Origin of the sequence: Bradyrhizobium iriomotense (genome assembly GCF_018129405.1) — a bacterium.
GTDB lineage: Bacteria > Pseudomonadota > Alphaproteobacteria > Rhizobiales > Xanthobacteraceae > Bradyrhizobium > Bradyrhizobium iriomotense_B.
In genome coordinates this window covers 221,119-239,585 of the sequence record NZ_JAFCLP010000001.1, presented here as the reverse complement: position 1 = coordinate 239,585, position 18,467 = coordinate 221,119, and the positions used below count along the sequence as shown (strand labels likewise).

Genomic DNA, 18,467 nt, shown 5'->3' with positions numbered 1-18,467 from the left:
GTTTCGCAAAAGTTGTCCCTGACGCTGTGCATATCGCGAAAGGCTAGCGACCACAATTGATGAAAAAATGCGCTTGTGAATGTTCATTCGCAGCCATGCGCAGCCCGATACCGTATTCCTACCCGCCGAAAGAGTCGCTGTTTCGATCGTTTGTCTGATCCGTGACGTTCCGCAATGCCTTGTAGCATTGCAACATTTCCGTCTCGGTTGCGACGACGGTTCGGGGAAGCCGATTTCGTAGCTGCCGATTTTTGATCTGTTGTTTCAGGTTGTTTCGAAGGTTTGCGATGCGCAAAATCTATCTTGTCCCGACCCTTGTCGGTCTCCTCACTTCACTTTCCGCAGGCCCGTTGGCGGCCCAGGGCGCCGTGCCCAAGCAGAAGGCCGCGCAGGCTCCGAAGGCTGCCACGGCGGCCGGTGCTGCTCCAGCCGCCGCTGCACCGGCGGCGGCTGCGACCGAGGCGCCGAGCGCCGGCGTGGACGACAAGACCAAGGCGATCGACGGTTTCCGCTCGGCCAAGTTCGGCATGAGCGAAGCCGACGTGCGCGCGGCGATGACCAGGGACTTCAACGCCAAGCCCGACGCGATCAAGGCGCAGGACAACGCATCCGAGCTGACGCACAGCATCCTGCTGTCCGTTCCGGAGCTGCTGCCGAACGGCGGCACCGCCGAGCTCTCCTACGTGTTCGGCTACAAGTCCAAGTCGCTGATCCAGGTCGGCGCCGTCTGGTCGAAGGGGACCGACACAGCGATGACGCCGGAGAAGCTGTTCTCCAACGCCAACATCCTGCGCGCCCATTTCATGGGCGAAGGCTTCAAGCCCGACTCCATCGCGGTCAACATGCCGGTTGCCGGCGGCATCGTGATGTTCCGCGGCAGCGATGCCAAGGACCGCTCGGTGATCCTGCTGCTGCAGGGCACGTTCGAGAACAAGGAGAACAACCAGCGTGTGCTGACGCCCACCAGCCTGCTGTTGTTCTACGTGGCGGACGCCAAGAGCCCGGACATCTTCAAGCTGCCGCCCGGCCAGTTCTGATGCCGGACGCTTCTTTCGACATTCTCCCACCCGGTTGTGGATCGGCGCCAATGCCGATGATGAGGATCTGAAATGCGCGGACCATCTGCAACGCGAGACAATGACGAGTTGACGACGCTGCGGGGGCTGGCGCGCTTCCGTTCGATGTCGCTGCTCTGCGCGATGCAGATGGTCTTCCTGCCGGTGTACAGCGTCCGCGTCCAGGCGCAGACCGCCAACGTCATCGTCCCGGATGGACGCACCGGCACCAGCCTTCAGACCTCCGGCAGCATCACCAATGTCACGACGTCGACGGTCGCGGGCAACAACGCCTTCAACTCGTTTTCGCAGTTCAGCGTCGGGCAGGGCAACACCGTCAATCTGCAATTGCCGACGGGGACGCAGAACCTCGTCAACATCGTTCGCGACGCGCCGGTCTACGTCAACGGCACGCTGAACTCCTACATGAACGGTGCGATCGGCGGTAACGTCTATTTCGCCGATCCCAAGGGGTTCGTGGTCGGCCGTTCCGGCACGGTGAATGTCGGCAGCCTCAATGTCTCGACGCCGACGCGCGAATTCACGGATAGTCTTATCGGCCCGGGAGGGGCTATCAACGGCACGGCGGTCGGCAACCTGATGGCCGGCTCGTTCCCGGTCTCGCCCGACGGCAACATCCGCATCTACGGCCGGGTCAATGCCCAGGATGGCGTGCGCCTGACCGGGCAGAACGTCTATGTCGGCGGCGCCACCCAGCGCGACATCGCCAATCTCGATCACGCCGCGAAGTTCGCGGCCTCCGTCAACTCCAAGGGCCTGCGCAGCGCCAGCTCAATCACCGTCAGCAACGGCTCGATCCATATCGGTGCGGTCAACAACGCCAGGGTCAACGGGCGTCTCACTGCGCAGAGCAAGACTACGACGCCGAGCAACATCACGGTTCAGGCCGGCAACAACATCGATGTCGGCAAGAAGGCCAATCTCAACATCGCGAGCACGACCGGCGATGCCGGCGAGATCCGCCTGAAGGCGGCGCAGAACCTGACCGTCGCGGGCGGCGCCAGGTTCGACGCGAGCGCGAAGAGCGGCAATGCGGGTCTCGTCGATTTCAGCGCGAACGGGATCATCGACATCGGGAAAGGCATCAAGGTCGATCTCAGTGCGGACAACGGCAAGGCCGGCACGCTGCTGATCGACCCGACCGACGTGGTCGTGGGTGATGCCGCTCAGGGCGACACCGGCGTGACGCTGTCGAACAGCTCCATCGTGAATGCGCTCGCCGGGCTCAGCGCCGGTGCCGACTACCTCATTCAGGCCGATCATTCCATCACGCTCGCCGCACATGCGGTGATCGATGCCCGCCGTCTCGATGGCTCCGGCCATTCGTCCGGCAACGCCAACAACGTCATCATCGACGCGCCGAACATCGAGATCATGAATGGCGCGCAGATCCTGGCCCAGTCGGTCAATTTCGGTGGAACCAGCTACACCGACGGCAATGTGACGCTGCGGGCGACGGCGAGCGACATCAAGCTGTCCGGCCAGGCCACCGCCGCGACGTCGATCACGGTCGACGGCAAGATCACCGGCGGCATCATCTCGATCAGTGCGACCTCGACGGCCGTGTCGAGCTTCCTGAACGGTTCCGTGGCTGGCGATTTTGCGCTTGTCGGCTCGACACTTGCCGCCTCGCTGCTCGGGCTCAATGGCGGCTATGTCGCGGCAAGCGCCACGGCGACCATCAACATCAACAGCCATGCCGACATCAACGGCCGCGGCGATGTGACCATTTCCGCACACGCCACGGAGACCGCGTCGGATCCGGCGGTCGCCTCCACCTTGCTCGGCAGCCTCACGCCTGTCGCGGCCGGTGTGGTCGTCGGCAAGATCGACGGCACTGCCACGACCAACGTGGCCTCGGGCGCGACGATCAACGCCGGCGGCAACCTCGAGATCAAGGCGCTCAACGATGCGACCATCGCCATCTCGGCCCTCGCGGCGTCGACGAGCGCGCAGATTGTCCCGACGGTGGCCTATTCCACGGGATCGGTGACGACGACCGCCAACGTCGCGACCGGCGCGCATATTGCTGCCGGCACGGTGAACACGAGCGGCAGCACCCTGAAGGTGCGCGCGATCAACAACAACTCGTTCTCGACCAGCGCAACGTCGGTTGCGGCGCCCGGAACGGGGGCGAGCGGTGCTGTCGGCGGGGCATTCGCCATCAGCGACATCACGACATCCGCGACCGCAACGCTCGGCGCATCGCTCGGAACCGATACCGCCAACCGGATGAACGGCTCCGTTCTGGTCGAAGCGACGTCCGATACCACGCTCAATTCCACGATGGCTTCGTCCATCGCCGGCCTCCCGGCACTGATCGCGGCAATCGAAAGAGGGCTGCGTGCCGTCACCGCGCCGACGTCGATCATCAGGGACCATATGGGTTCGCTGGTGCCGTTGAGCTTCGATTTCAAGGTCGCAGGCGCGCTCTCGCTGGCCAACAGCACGCAGAGCGCGACCGCTGCGATCGCGCAAAATCCGAGCGGCGGCGCGCCGAGCATCTATGCCAGCGGCAACGTCGCCGTCGCCAGCAATGTCATTGATCGCGGCGTTCGCAGCAATGCGACGTCCAGCGCGATTACGAAGGACCCGGTGTCCGGCGAGAGCACCGCGATCAGCGCGGCCGTCGCCTGGGGCAATTTCACGCATAATTCGAACGCCTATATCGGGGGCGGAACCCTGGTCAACGCGGCGAATATCGCCGTCGATGCCACCACCGAATTGCCGATCACCAACACCTGGCTGAAATGGGATGGACTGGGGGCGGTGCTGAGCCACCTCAACGGCAATCTCGGCGTCGGCGGCAACATCCTGACCAGCTACGCCAATGCCACCGCGGACGCCGGCGACACGATCGGCATCGCCGGCTCGCTGAACCATTTCGTCGTGAACAACAACACGACGGCGTGGGTGGCCGGCAGCGCCAGCCTGACGGCGACCTGCGCGACCGCGGCCTGCGGCAGTGGCACCGGCTGGTCGGTCGGGATGGACAATGGCGACCTCCATACCTACAACGCCAGCCTCCAGATCGCGGCCACCACGACCACGGCGTCGATCGACGCCGCCGGCAATGTCGGCACGCTCGGCTTCCTGTTCGGCAACACCTCGGGCGGCTCCTCGGTCGGCGGAGCGCTCAATCTCGTCCAGTTCAACACCAAGACCATCGCCGGCGTTTCGGACCGTGCGACGCTGCGTGCGGCGGACGACATCGCCGTCAACGCGATCACTTCCGACCAGTTCGTCGCTGTCGCACCGTCGTCCGGCAAGGCTGCCGGCACGCTGGCGCTGAACGGCATCACTTCGCTCGGTTTCCTGAACAACACGACGCACGCGTCGATCTCGAGCCGGGCCACCGTCTATGCCCCGACCGTCGGCATCCTGGCGCAGCAGGATCTGTCGGTCGTGACGCTGTCCGGCGCGATGAGCTATAACGGGAGTGGCGGGTCGGCGGTCGGCTTGTCGGTCGCCTATCTCGGCGCAAATACCGACACCTCCGCCTATATCGGCGACAACCATTCCGACATCCGGCCCGGCATGTTCAGCGCCAACGATCCGTTCGCCGGCACCAGCGGCGGAAGCGGGGCGGTCAATGTCGACAATCTGACACTCAGCGCGACCACTTCGGGACGCATCACGGCGGCCGCCGTCGCGGCAGCCGTCTCCGACCCGGCGTCGTCGAGTTTCTCCGACAAGGCAGGCGCTGCCGGCGCCGCCTCGACCGGAGGCACCGCCGGCGTGACGACGGCGGCGGGCAAGATCGGTTCGACCTCGGGATCGAGCACCAGCGGCTTCAGCGTCGATCTCGCCGGAAGCTCGTCGGTGAGCGACGTCTCGCTCGGCACCAGCGCCTATATCAGGAACACGACGGTCAATAAGTACACCACGACCGGCGCGGTGCTGACCAACACGATCGTTCAGGCGCTCAACGACACCATGCTCAACAATGGTTCGGGCTCGGCGGCGCTCAATCTGGCCGGTGGGTCCGCCACGGGGGCTGCGATCGGCGGCGCGATCGCAGCGGCGATGTCGAACAATGCGACGCTCGCCTATATCTACGGCACCACCATGAGCAACCAGAGTTCGGTGACGGTGCAGGCGCTCAATGGCGGCTCGGAGACCGTCGTCGCCATCGGCGTGGCGGGATCGAAATCCAATTCGGCGTCGCTGTCGGCCTCGGTCGGCATCATCACGGACAGCGCCAACGCCTATATCGAGAGCTCGACGATCACGGGGCAGGCGAGCGGCGTCAATCGCGCGCTCGAGGTCGACGCCTACCAGACCACGAACATCGCGATCGGCGGCGGCTCGCTCTACATTACGGGTGGCCAGGCCGGCGTCGGCATCGGGCTGACCTACGCGTCGATCGCCGATCCCACGGGTGGAAACGCGACCGACGCGCATATCCGCAGCACCTCGATCTCGAATTACGACACCCTGCTGGTGCTGGCCGACAGCGCCAGCGTGATTGCGGCCGGTGCGGCCTCGGGTGGGGCGGGGTCCAACGGGCTTGCCGGCGCGATCGTCGTCAGCGAGATCTCGCCGACCACGACCGCCTACATCAACAGCGGCGCAACGGTGAACATCGACGTTGGACGCGTGACGGTGCTGGCAGACAGCGGCGCTGTGTCGGCGCTGGACACCGCGCTCGGCAACCTCGTCAAGAAGTCGAACAACAATCATCTCGCCACGGACACCTGCACGGTCGCCGGCGGCACCGGCGGGCAGAACTGCATCGACTTCAGCGCGGCTGCGCTCAACGACGGCACGGGTAACGGTCCGGGCGCCAGCATCGTTTCCGTTGCGGGCCTCATCCAGGCCGGCAAGAACAATGTCGGCGCCTCGATCGTCTACAACACCATCGCGACGACGCATTCGGCCTATATCGCCAACGTCCTGATGACGGCCGGCAGCAACGGCAATGTCAGCGTGAGCGCGGTCGATTCCTCCAAGATCCAGTCGGTCACGATCGGCTTCGGTCTTGCGACCGGACAATTTGCGGGCGTCGGCGGCACGACGATCAGCTCGATCGCCAATACCGTCTCCGCGGCCATCGGCAACAACCTGTCCAGCACGACGCAATCGTCCGTCACGGGTCGCAACATTTCCGTCACCGCGACCGACAATTCCAGCATCACGGGAACCGCAGCGGTCGCGGGCGCCTCGACGCAAGGCAGCGCCGCGGGCCTCGCGCTGGTCTACAGCAGCATCGCCAACAATGTCAGCGCCGGCGTCACCGGCTCCAAGCTGACCGCCTCGGGCAATGTCGCGGTGGGTGCGAATTCGAACGCCAGCATCTCGACGGTCGCCGTCGGTATCGCGATGTCCTCGCAGGTCGGGCTGGCCGGTTCCGTCGCCACCAATCTGATGGGCACCAACGTCACCGCCGGCATCACCGCCGCCGGCACCAATGGCATCAACGGCGCCGACGTCACCGCCACCAACAACGTCGGCGTGACCGCCGGCAACAATGACAAGGCGGGCGTATTCGCCGGCGCCGTGTCGATCAGCAAGGGGGCGGCCGGCGGCGCGGGCTCGCTGGTCACCAACCAGATCACCGGGACAACGGCGGCCTATATCAGCGGCGCGAACACCAAGGTCGACGCGCTCGGGACCAGCAGCACTGATACGCTGTCGGTCAACAACGGTACGCTCGTGCATGCCTTCGATCTCGGCACTGCGCATGCGCCGACCGACACCACGCCCGACCTCACCGAGAATCAGGACACCGTGCGCGGCCTTGCCGTCGTCGCGAGCTCGCATCAGGCGGTCGTGACCAACGTCGCGTCGGTCGCCGCGAGCAGCGGCATCTCCATCATGATCAACCCGATCACCAATGTGATGAGCGGGGCGACCCGGGCCTATGTCGACAGCGCAGCCATCGACACCCGCCTGACGTCGTCGACGCTGGCGCCGCAGATCGAGGTCGCCGCGTCGAGCTTCTCCTATTCCGGCGCGTTCGGTGCCGGCATCGTGGCTCCGACCGGCAACGGCGGCGGCGGCGCCACCGTCATCAGCACCACGATGCAGCGCGGTACGTTCGCCACCATCACCAATGCCACGGTCGGCGGCGTGCAGTCGTCGAGCGCGACGGTCGGCGCTGTCACCGTGAAGGCCAATGCCGAGCAGGATGCGTCCTCGATCGCGATAGGCTTCAACACCGGCTCGGTCGGGCTTAACGTCTTCCAGGCGACGACGGAAGCCTATGTCGACGGCGGCGCGCTGACGGCTGCGTCACTGACGGTGAACGCCACCAACAACACCGGCATCTTCTCCGCGAACGGCTCCGGCGCCTATGGCAGCCAGGCCGCGATCGGCGCGGCGTTCCTGGTCCAGGTCTCCTCGAACCGGACCGAGGCCTATGTCGGCGACGAGTTCCACTATCAGGGCAATGGCGCGGCACACACGACCGCGCTCAATCTGAGCGGCGCGCTCGACGTCGAGGCCAAGACCAAGAACCGCTTCGAGGCCTATGCCATCGGCGGTGCGCTCTCGACCGGCACGGCCGCGATTGCCGGCATGGCGAACATCGAGATCGCCAACAACACCACCATCGCCGGCGTCTACGACACCACGCTGCAATCGGTGACGGGCGGTGCGGCCGGTGCGGTCACCATCAACGCCAACGAGGACGTGGCGATCAAGGAGATCGCGGGTGCGCTCGCGGTCGGCGCGAGCGGGGCAGGGGTCGGCGTCGGCGCCGCCGCCAACATCATCGTGTTCAAGAGCCGGACCGTTGCCGAGAGCTGGAACAGCAATCTGAACTCGGCCGGCGCAATCAACGTCAACGCGCTCAGCACCAAGGAGGTGCTGTCCTACGCGGTCACCGCCGGCATCGGTGGCAGCGTCGGCATCGGCGCGACCGTCGGCGTCATCATCATCGGCACTAACACCGCCGACGCCGACACCCAGGGCCAGCAGACCGGCCAGCTCAATCAGGGCAACAACGGCACCATCGCGTCCGTGAACAACGGCACCAACAACTCGCACGGCAGCAACGCGGTCGCCAGCGGCACGGCCGGCAATCCGAACAGCGCCAACGTCAGCTCGACCTACGACGTCAGCAGCGTGCTGAGCGGCGGCAGCGACGCCGTCGTCGCGCAGATCGCGGGCGGCAACGTCGCGGGCACGCAAGTCAATGTCGCTGCCACCAGCGCCAATGCGGCCAAGATGTATCTTCTCGGCGCCGGCTTCGCCAAGAACGTCGGCATCGGGGCCGGCATCGGCTACACCAGCGTCAACAGCATCGTATTCGCCAATGTGAGTGACTACGGACGCAACGGCTCCGGCGTGCTGGTGGCCGCAGATACGCCTTTGGCCGTATCGGCACCGATTGTCACCGTTGCGGCGGTCGTCAAGGACGCGACCACCGGACCTTATGCCGGCAAAACCATCGACACCGAGGCGATCGCCGGCGGTGCGGCGCTCTACTTCGGCGCGCAGGCGGCGGTGGCGGTCGGCAATGTCGCCAACACCGTGACGGCCCTGCTCGGTGGCCAGATCACCGGCGCGAGCGGCACCGGCAATGGCACCGCTGTCATGGCGCAGGATTCGACGACCCAGGTGGTCTTCACCGGGGGCGTCACCGGCGGTGCCGTGGCTGTCGGTGCTTCGTTCGCAACGGCAAGCCGAACGAGCTCGGTCGCCGCGCGGGTTCTGAACGGCTCCACCATCAACGTCGCGACTCTGGCAGTTGGCGCAAGCGGCGCCGGCACGCTGACGACGACGTCCACCGCCCTCGGCGGCGGTATCGTCGCCGGCGTCGGTGCGGATGCGGAGGCTCACGAAAACTCGTCCGTCCTGGCGGAGATCGGCAGCAGTGCCTCGATCACGACGTCCGCGACCGGCGTCGGCACGCTGGTGTCGGCGTCGATTACGCCCAATCTTTCGAGCAAAGCGATCGGCGTCTCGGTCGGCGGCGGCGCTGTCGGTGTCGCCATTGCCAAGTCCACGGTCGGCGCCACGGTGACGGCCGATGTCGGCGACAATGTCAGCTTCTCGGGTGGTGCGCTCGCGGTGACCGCCATGGCGCTGGTTCCGACCAGCGGCACGACGACCTGGGCCAAGGCGCTCGCCGGCGGCGGCGGCTCGCTGATCGGCGCGCAGGGCAGCCTGGCCGTGGCGTCCGAGAACGCGACGGTGAACGCCTATGGCGGGACGGGCATCGTGCTGCCCAACGCCAACGTGACCATCGCGGCCGAGAACGACAGCGCCCAATATGCCGAGGGGACGGGCCTTTCGACCGGGTTCCTGGCGCTCGGCGCCACCGTCGCGCAGACGTCGTCGAGCGCGCACACCTATGCCTATCTGGGTGCGCCGGCGGATATGGATAATCTCAATCACGAAAATTACACGGGCATCCTCCGGATCACGGCCACCGGCACCGACACCAACGTCTCCAGCGCGATGGTCGGCGCGGGCGGCACCTATGCCGGCGCCGCGGCGGTCGCCACCACCAGCTCGACCGCCGTGACCAATGCGCGGTTCGACGGCGGCACGGCGGATGACACGCTCTACTTAGGCGGCCTCCGCATCAACGCCATCCACACCACGAATTATGCCGCGAGCGGCGATGCCTATCAGGCGTCCACGGCCGGCGTTTCGGCTGGCAAGGCGCAGAACGACGTCGACTCCACCACCACGGCCGAGATCGGAACGCATCTGATCATCAATTCGGCGGGCGGCAACATGGTCGTCATCGCCAACGACATCGTCAACCAGGGCGGCGGCGGCGCGCGATCGGGTTCCGGCGGCTCGTTCTCGGGAGCAGCCGCTCTCAGCACCTCGACCGTTACCCAGCACGTCAACACCAATATCGGCGCCGGCACGGTGCTGAGCCTCAACGACGATCCGCGGACGTCGGCGGCGTTCATCAATATCGAGGCCTACAACACGCTGAACACCAACGATACCGCGAGTCTCGCCACGGCCAGCTTCTTCGCCGGTGGCGGCGCCGAATCCAAAATGACGGCGAACGCCACGCTCGCCGTCAACATCAATGCCCGCGAGCTGTTCAGCGCCGGCAAGATCTATATCGGCACGGCCGCGAAGATGGCGGCGGCGAACAACGCCAATGCCAGCCTCTACGGCGCGATTGCGGGCGTCGGCGCCAGCACCAACAGCTGGGTTCACGCCAACCAGTCCGTCAATGTCGGCGACAATGCGAAGATCGTGGCCTGGCGCGACATCACCATCTATGCGGGCCTCGCCGGTGACGGCAGCGTCTTCAGCAGCGTGCAGGCGACGGCAACAACGGTCGTCTACAACAACACCGCCATTCCGATTTCCACGCTCTACCGCGGCACGGCCAATGCCGACGACACCACGAGCCTGACCCTGGCCCCCACCTCGAGCATCCTCGGCGCGCGGGACATCTATCTCGGCGCAACGCAGGGGCAGGTCACGGCGGCCGGCAACGGCAGCAACTACAATCCGTATCTGGACATCTTCAGCGCCAAGAACAGCGACAACCACAGCCACACCAGTGGAACCGGCGACGTCGCGCTCAACGGCCTGGTGGTTGCGGGCATCAACAACGATTTGACGATCACGATCGAGCTCGGTGCGAGCACGCCGACCCTGAGCACGACGAGCCCGTACTCCGCGCTGACCCTCGAGTCCGTCTCCGACGTCAATCACTTCAGCCCGGTGATGAGCTGGAACCACCAGACGGTCCAGTACGCCATCGTCGGCAACTTCAATCCCTACCAGCTGGTGGTCAACCAGCTGGCGTCGCTGACCGGCCTGACCGAGGCTCAGGTCCGCTCGCAGCTCGCGGCGGCGACGCCGACGGCGCCCGCGTCGATGACGCCGTCCGGCACCGATCCGACCGGCGACATCCAGCGCCAGATCGACACGTTGATCAAGCAGGCGCCGTTCACCTCGGATGCACCCGGCAACGCCTTTGCGTTCGGCGACATCATGGTGTCCGCCGGCAACGTCTCGATCCTGGCTCAGAAGCTCACCGGCAACAGCGGCACGAATCCCGCGGCGCCGGCGGTCATCGCGCGCAGTTCGCCCTTGATCAAGATCGAGAACAAGGGCCTCGACTTCATGAGCCTGGGCAGTCTCACGGTCACCGATGTGACCGGAGGAAACATTACCTACCGCCAGATCGACCACGTCGACCCGGATTCGCATTCCAATGTGACCTTCACCGCGATGCCGAGCGCGACGCCGGTCATCGACGTCTCGGCCACCTACAACCGGCTGGATCCGGACTCCGGCCAGGGCATCGACCAGAACGGCAACGTGCTGACCCGCACGCCCGACATCTATTTCAACGGCGCCGTCAACAACCCAAACGGCCTGCTCAAGATCATCAACAATCTCGGCAGCGTCGTCGCATCGCAGTCACTCAGCGCCGCGACCGTCCAGATCGTGGTGCCCAAGGGCACGTTCACCTTCCTCGGCGGCATCGGGAGCTTCTACGACAGCGGCAGCGCGGTCACCTCGCAATGGGCCAGCACCGAAAACCGGCCGGAAGACGCGCTGACGGCGGTGATGACTGCGGCGACCTATCTCGGCGCCTACGGCGACTACTACACCGCTCCGCATATCGGTTCGGGATCGGATCATCCGTATTTCTATTATTGCTGTGCCGACGGCAGCCACGGCGTGTATCAACCGGTCGCCAACGCCGACGCCAGCACGATCTTCACCGCGCGCATGCTGATGACGTACTACGACGGCCTCTCGCTCTATTCGGCCATCTTCCTGCCGATGGGCCGGGGCACGCCTGGAAACACCAGCACTCCCGATGCCGGCAGCGTGCCGGACGTCAATACCCTCAAGATCATCGAGGGGCAGTCGTTGACCTCGAACAATGTCGTGCTCGCACAATGGCAGAAAACGACTTATGACGGCCGGAACGTTTACACCGATAGCGGTCCGTACAAGACGCCGTTCAATTGTGCGACAGCCTGCTCGGACACGGGCTTCTTCCAGGTCATCAACATCCAGCCGGATGCGATCACGCCGAAGACCGCGGATACGCCGGCCACCGCGACAGCCACCCGGACCATCAGCGGCCAGGCGGTCATCATCTCGGCGTCGGTGATCAACATCAACGGCACCATCCAGGCCGGCTCGAGCAGCAATTACTCGGTCAACATCGGCGCCGCGGCGTACGATGCCATCTATGGCAGCAACGGCCTCAAGAACCGCAACAATGGCGCGGATTTTGCCGCGGCCCAGGCCAATGCACGGAACGGCGTCTATTACGACGTCTCGGGCTCTGTGACGGCGTCGGCCAGCGGCGACGCCAAGATCGGGGTGAAGTACAACGCTCTCACCGACCAGCTCATCCTGAACGGCGTGGCGCAGGGCGCCGGCGGCTACGTCTACCTCAACGGCAAGATCATCTCGACCTCGACCGACAGCACCCAGACCCAGGGCAACATCGAGATCAAAGGCGGCGCCGGCACGGTCACGGTCAATAACGCCAGCGGGCTCCAACTCGTCACCAACACCATCAATACCAGCGTCACTGCCCAGAGCGTGGTCGAGATCGTCGACCAGCTCAAGGGGAAGACGACGTGGTGGGTCTACGATCCCAAGGCTGCGAGCAGCCAGCAGGTGTCGCGGTACGAGACCAACAGCGTCACTGCGGCCGCGATCGACCCGTCGATGCTTGCAGCCCGGACCGGTACGGCGGGTATCCAGTACGCGACAAAGGAGAACATGCTCTATCAGTGGGTCGACACCGCGACGCTGGATCGTCTGCCCACCAGTACGCAGTTCGACTACGGCTGGAGCTTCACGCCCAATCAGGCCACCGGCGAGAACTGGACCCGCTCGACCAGCCTGGTTTCGGGCGTGCAGGGCAGCAACTATCAGAAAGTCACCACCGCCACCGGCAGCTATCACTGGGCGGGAGGCGTGAACCCGGACGGGACCCCCGTTGGACTCAACACCCACTCCAACGCTTGCTGCGGCGCGGATGCCCAGTACAACTGGTACCAGCAGATCTACGATCATCTGACGCTCACGCTGACCAACACGGTCAAGGCGTCGAACCCGATCAACATCAAGTTCACCGGCGGCGGCAGCAGCGACGTCGTGGTCAATTCGACCTCGGGCATCGTCATCAACGGGTCGATCAACAACCTGCAGGGCGCGACGACGCTCAGCGCCACCGGCACCAACTCGACGATCACGGTCGGCGCCAATGCCAACAACCCGGTGATCTCGGGGACGAGCGTCACGCTTCGGGGTGACGGCGGCATCGGCACGCTCGGCACCAACAGGACTCCCGTCCAGGTGCAACTCTATGGCGGCAGCCTGACCGCGAGCTCGATCGACCGCGACATCGCGATCGCCGCGACCGGCTCGCTGTCGATCAACCAGGTGAAGGTGAATTCGGCAGGCGCCACGCCGCAGGGCAGCGTCTTCCTCTCGGCGACCGGCGACATCAACTCGGCGTCCGCCTACAACGTCGCCAATCCCGTCGTGATCGGCAGGAACATCGAGATCAACTCCACCTCCGGTGCGATCGGCGCGACGAGCGCCGTCGTCAACGGCACGTCCACCCTGACCAACATCAACCCGCTGGTGATCCAGGCGACCGGCACGACGCAAGCCAACGGCACGGTCGATGGCGGCGTTCTCGACAGCGCCTCTGCCACCGGCACCTACATCGTCCAGTCCAAGGGCGATCTGCGCCTCGGCACGGTCCAGTCGACCGGTGGTCCGGTCTTCCTCGAGGCGGCGGGCTCCGACGGCAACCAGGCCAACATCCTGAACGGACGCGCGGCGGTTGGTCTCACCCAGGCGCAGAGCCAGCATCTGCAGGACGTCTGGGCCAGCCTCGACCTGCTCAGCGGCAACGCCGCCACCAACGCCGTCAACAGCTATCAGTCGATGGTGACGTCGGCCTACAACGACTACTTCCAGCTCAGGAACATCGCCTTCACGGACGGCAGCACCTACAATCCGACCTCGGTCGGGCTGACGGTGCTGCGGGCTCAGGTGGCTGCCAAGCTCGGCATCGATCCCGCCAATGTCACGACGACGCAGATGCAGGTCGAGGCCACGACGCGCTTCCTGAAAGACCAGTTCCTGCTCGGCCAGATCAGCACCGCCGAGCTCAAGAGCTCGCTGACCACATTGCTCGGAACCGCACCCGCGGATCCGCTGGCGTCGCTGTTCGGCAACTCGCTCTCGACGACCCTGTTCACCAAGCTGTTCGAGGGCGTGGCAATTAATCAGCAGTTCCTGCCGACCAACGCCGCGCTCCAGGCCGCCCTGCAGCCGGGCCATTTCAGCTCGAGCTACACCTATACTCTCGCATCGACCGAGCGGGTCTACAGCATCATCACCGCGGGCTCGCAGTGGACGCAGAGCCAGCTCGCTTACACGGTGTCGTCGTCGGCCGTCGGTGCGGCGCCGCCGCCGATCGACGAGAACGTCGTGGCCAATGTCAGCGCCAACCAGATCATGCTCTACGCGCCGCGCGGCTCGGTCGGCAATTCGGCCGCGCCCCAGACGTTCACGTTCACCAGCGTCGATTCCTCGTCGCTGACGCCGGAGCAGAGGGGACTGCTCGCCACGGCAGGGCCCGGCCAGCTTACCGTCGGCGCGGTCACGGACCCGACGACCCACGTCACGACCTATACGGTCAGCCTGTCGCAGCAGAACCTCGTCGTCGTCGACAACCCGGTCGCGATCTCGGCCAAGGCGCTGACGAACGTCTATCTCGGCAGCAAGAACAGCCTCGCGCTCGGCGGCGTCACCGCGAATTACGGCCCGATCGCGGCCGCGCAGGCCAGCGGCATCCAGGTGACCGGTCGCGGTGACGTCAAGCTCGACGCCGTCACCAGCATCTCCGCCAATGTGGGCGGAGCCGTGATCTCAGGCGATATCGCCAACCTGACCCTGATCGCCGAGCGCGGCAATGTCGGTGCCGCCGGTGCCGCCGGAAGCAATCCCGCGACCAACACCAACGCACTTCAGATCGCCTTCGCCGATCCGGGCAACGACCAGCTCGACCAGGTCTCGTCGGCGCAGGGCATCTATGTGAAGCAGACCACCGGCGATCTCATTCTCGGCAACATCGCCGCCGGCAACGCGATCCAGCTCGCCGCGATCGGCAGCATCTATGCCGAAGCCGACTTCACGGACCGCACGGCGATCCACATTCTGGGCGCCGACCTCGACCTGCGCGCCGGCGGCAACATCGGCTTCAACGGTTCGACTTTCCAGCCGCTGCAGGTGAACATCTCCGGCGCGGTGACCGGCTCGGCGGTCGGCGACCTCAGCCTCCTCGCCGTCACCGGCGATCTCGCGGTCGGCACGAGCGGTGCCTACGGGGCCTTGACGGCCGGCGGTGCGCTGACGCTGAACGTTGCGCGCGGCGCGCTCACCATCAATACCGGCATCACCAGCGCTGGCCTGATGCAGCTGCTCGCCAACCGCGGCATGAATTTCGCGGCCGGCACCAGCACGGCGCCGGTGGTTGCGACCAGCAGCTCGGGCGGCGTGACCGTGGTGGCCGCGACGTTGTCGATGGGCGCCTATTCGGCCATCAACGCCGCCGGGTTGATCTCGGTGACCACCACGGGCGATGCGAAGATCGGCCAGCTGAATTCGTCGCAATCTTATGCGGCGGCCTCGAATGCCCCGTCGATCATCGTCACCGCCGGCGGCGTCGCCTCGCTGGGAGCGATTGTCGACAATGGCGATGGCCAGACCAAGTTCGTAGCCTCCGGCGCGGGCGCCGAAGTTTCGCTGAGCGCATCGAACGGCATCGGCAACGCAACGAGCCGGTTCGCGTTCAGCGCCACGCGGTTGTCGGCGAGCGCGAGCGCCGGCGACATCTACGTCAAGGCACTCACCGATACGGAGGCGAGCCTGCTGTCCGCGGTGAAGGGCAACGTGGACATCATCGGCACAGGTGGCCTGACGCTCGATCAGGTGCTGGCGGGCACCGCGACCGGTGCGAGCGGTAGCTTCAGTGCGGTGGCGAACAACGGCAGCATCGTCATCGGCACCGCCGACAGCAGCGGCTCGCAGACGGTCCATGCCGGCCAGAACGTGACGTTCAAGTCGCTGGCGACCACGGGCAATAGCGGCGATGCCAGCAACATCAATGTCACCGCCGACAACGGCTTCATCCTGGCGCAGACCGTGACCTCCGGCGGCGTGACGAGTCAGGGCTCGGTCTCGGCTCACGGTTCGGCGACGCTGCTGGCTGCCACGACTATCACCGGCAACACGCTCGCCACCACGACCGGCTCCGGCCTGCTGACGGCCAGCGGCCCGATCAACTGGAACACGCTCAATGTTGGGACGACGCTGGGCGCGACGGCAAGCCAGGGCAACATCACGTTCCAGACCGCGCAGAGCGGCGGCACGCAGACCATCCACGCTCGCGATAACGTGACGTTCAACGCACTGGCGACGACGGGCATCACCGGCGATGCCGGCAGCATCAATGTCACCGCGGACAACGGCTTCATCCTGGCGCAGACGGTGACGTCGGGCGGCGTGACGAACCAAGGCTCGGTCTCGGCTCACGGTTCGGCGACGCTGCTGGCTGCCACGACTATCACCGGCAACACGCTTGCCGCCACGACCGGCTCCGGCCTGCTGACCGCCAGCGGCCCGATCAACTGGAACACGCTCAACGTCGGCACGACGCTGGGCGCGACGGCAAGCCAGGGCAGCATCACGTTCCAGACCGCGCAGAGCGGCGGCACGCAGACCATCCACGCCCGCGAAAACGTGACGTTCAATGCGCTGACGACGACGGGGGTCACCGGCGATGTCGGCAACATCAATGTCACCGCGGACAACGGCTTCATGCTGGCGCAGACGGTGACGTCGGGCGGCGTGACGAGCCAGGGCTCGGTCTCGGCTCACGGTTCGGCGACGCTGCTGGCTGCCACGACTATCACCGGCAACACGCTCGCCGCCACGACCGGCTCCGGCCTGCTGACGGCCAGCGGCCCGATCAACTGGAACACGCTCAATGTCGGGACGACGCTGGGCGCGACGGCAAGCCAGGGCAGTATCACGTTCCAGACCGCGCAGAGCGGCGGCACGCAGACCATCCACGCTCGCGATAACGTGACGTTCAACGCACTGGCGACGACGGGCATCACCGGCGATGCCGGCAACGTCAACGTCACCGCCGACAACGGTTTCATCCTCGCGCAGACGGTGATGGCCGGCGGCGTGCCGACGCTGGGTTCGGTCTCGGCTCATGGCTCGGCGCGGCTGATCGCGGCGGGCACCAACAGCGGTCATAACCTCACGACCTCGACGGGCAACGCAGTCCTGAGTGGAACGGTCGTTCATTGGGATAATCTCAACGTGGGCGGCACGCTCGACGTCACCGCGACGGCCGGAGGGATCACCGTCGGCACCGCCATCAGCGGCGGCACGCAGACCCTGCACGCCGTCAACGACATCGTCTTCAGCCAGCTCACCACGACGGGTATCCCGGGCGATGCCGGCGACCTCAACGTCAAGTCCGACACGGGCTCGCTCCGCGGCGGGTCAATCTCGGCGCACGGCGACACGCATTTCGATGTGGCCGGCTCGGTCTCGCTCGACCGGATCAGCGGCGACGTCGTCAGGATGACTTCGTCGGGTGACCTGACGATCAACTGGGTCAGCGTCGTGAGGGAGCTCGACCTCGCGGCCGACACGATCAACGTCAGGGGCGAGCAGATCCGCTCGACGCCGCCGGTCCCGCTGGTCCTGAACGTCACCGGCTACAACGGGGGCGTCGCGAAGTCCGCCAACATCTCGATCGATCCGGACAGCATCATCGTCAACCAGTTCAGGGTGGTGGATGCCAATTTCTGGACGGATGCGCACGCCGTCACGATCCTCAACGGCTACGTGCCGGGCCAGCTGATGCTCACCACTGCCACGCAGCAGGTGCTGCTCAACAACCGCACGCCGGCGCCGTCCAACTGGCCGACGCTCCAGCTCTACCAGCCGGGCGGCGTGTTCACGATGACGCAGGTCGGCAACGCCAATGTCAGCAATGCCTATGTGGTGTTCTACACCGGCGACGTCTCTGCGACAGTCACCAATTATGGGCCGACCCACACCTGCTGCGCCGACTTCACCGGCGCGAGCATGGTGCGCAACATCTCCGTCGACGGCGAGGGCAGCGAGAGCATCGAAACCTGGCTTGCGAAGAAGGATGGGGGGACGTTCTACCAGCTCGGTCTTTCCGGACAGGCGCGGCTCGATGCGCTTCTGACCCCGCGGCCGGTCGACACCATCGGCTCCGGTCCCGCGGTCAACATCGAGGGCCTGAGTGACATGCGCAAGCTGCGCCGCCAGGGGCAGCGTGGGGTGCGCCCGGGCTGGAACGATGCGGCGATCGAGATCGCGAAGCCGGCCATCGGCCGCCTTGCGGAGGCATGGTAGCGC

General features: G+C 65.7%; 2 protein-coding genes. Both read left to right on the top strand.

Annotation, left to right across the window (positions count from 1 at the left end; translation table 11 throughout):
- Nucleotides 1-287: 287 nt before the first annotated feature.
- A complete protein-coding gene (locus JQ592_RS00905) occupies nt 288-1,037 on the top strand; it encodes a hypothetical protein (RefSeq protein WP_211401048.1) in 750 nt (249 codons plus the stop codon).
- A gap of 72 nt (nt 1,038-1,109) precedes the next feature.
- Nucleotides 1,110-18,464 (top strand): leukotoxin LktA family filamentous adhesin, encoded by a 17,355-nt coding sequence (locus JQ592_RS00900; protein ID WP_246820077.1) that lies wholly within the window; start codon nt 1,110-1,112, stop codon nt 18,462-18,464.
- Nucleotides 18,465-18,467 lie beyond the last annotated feature (3 nt).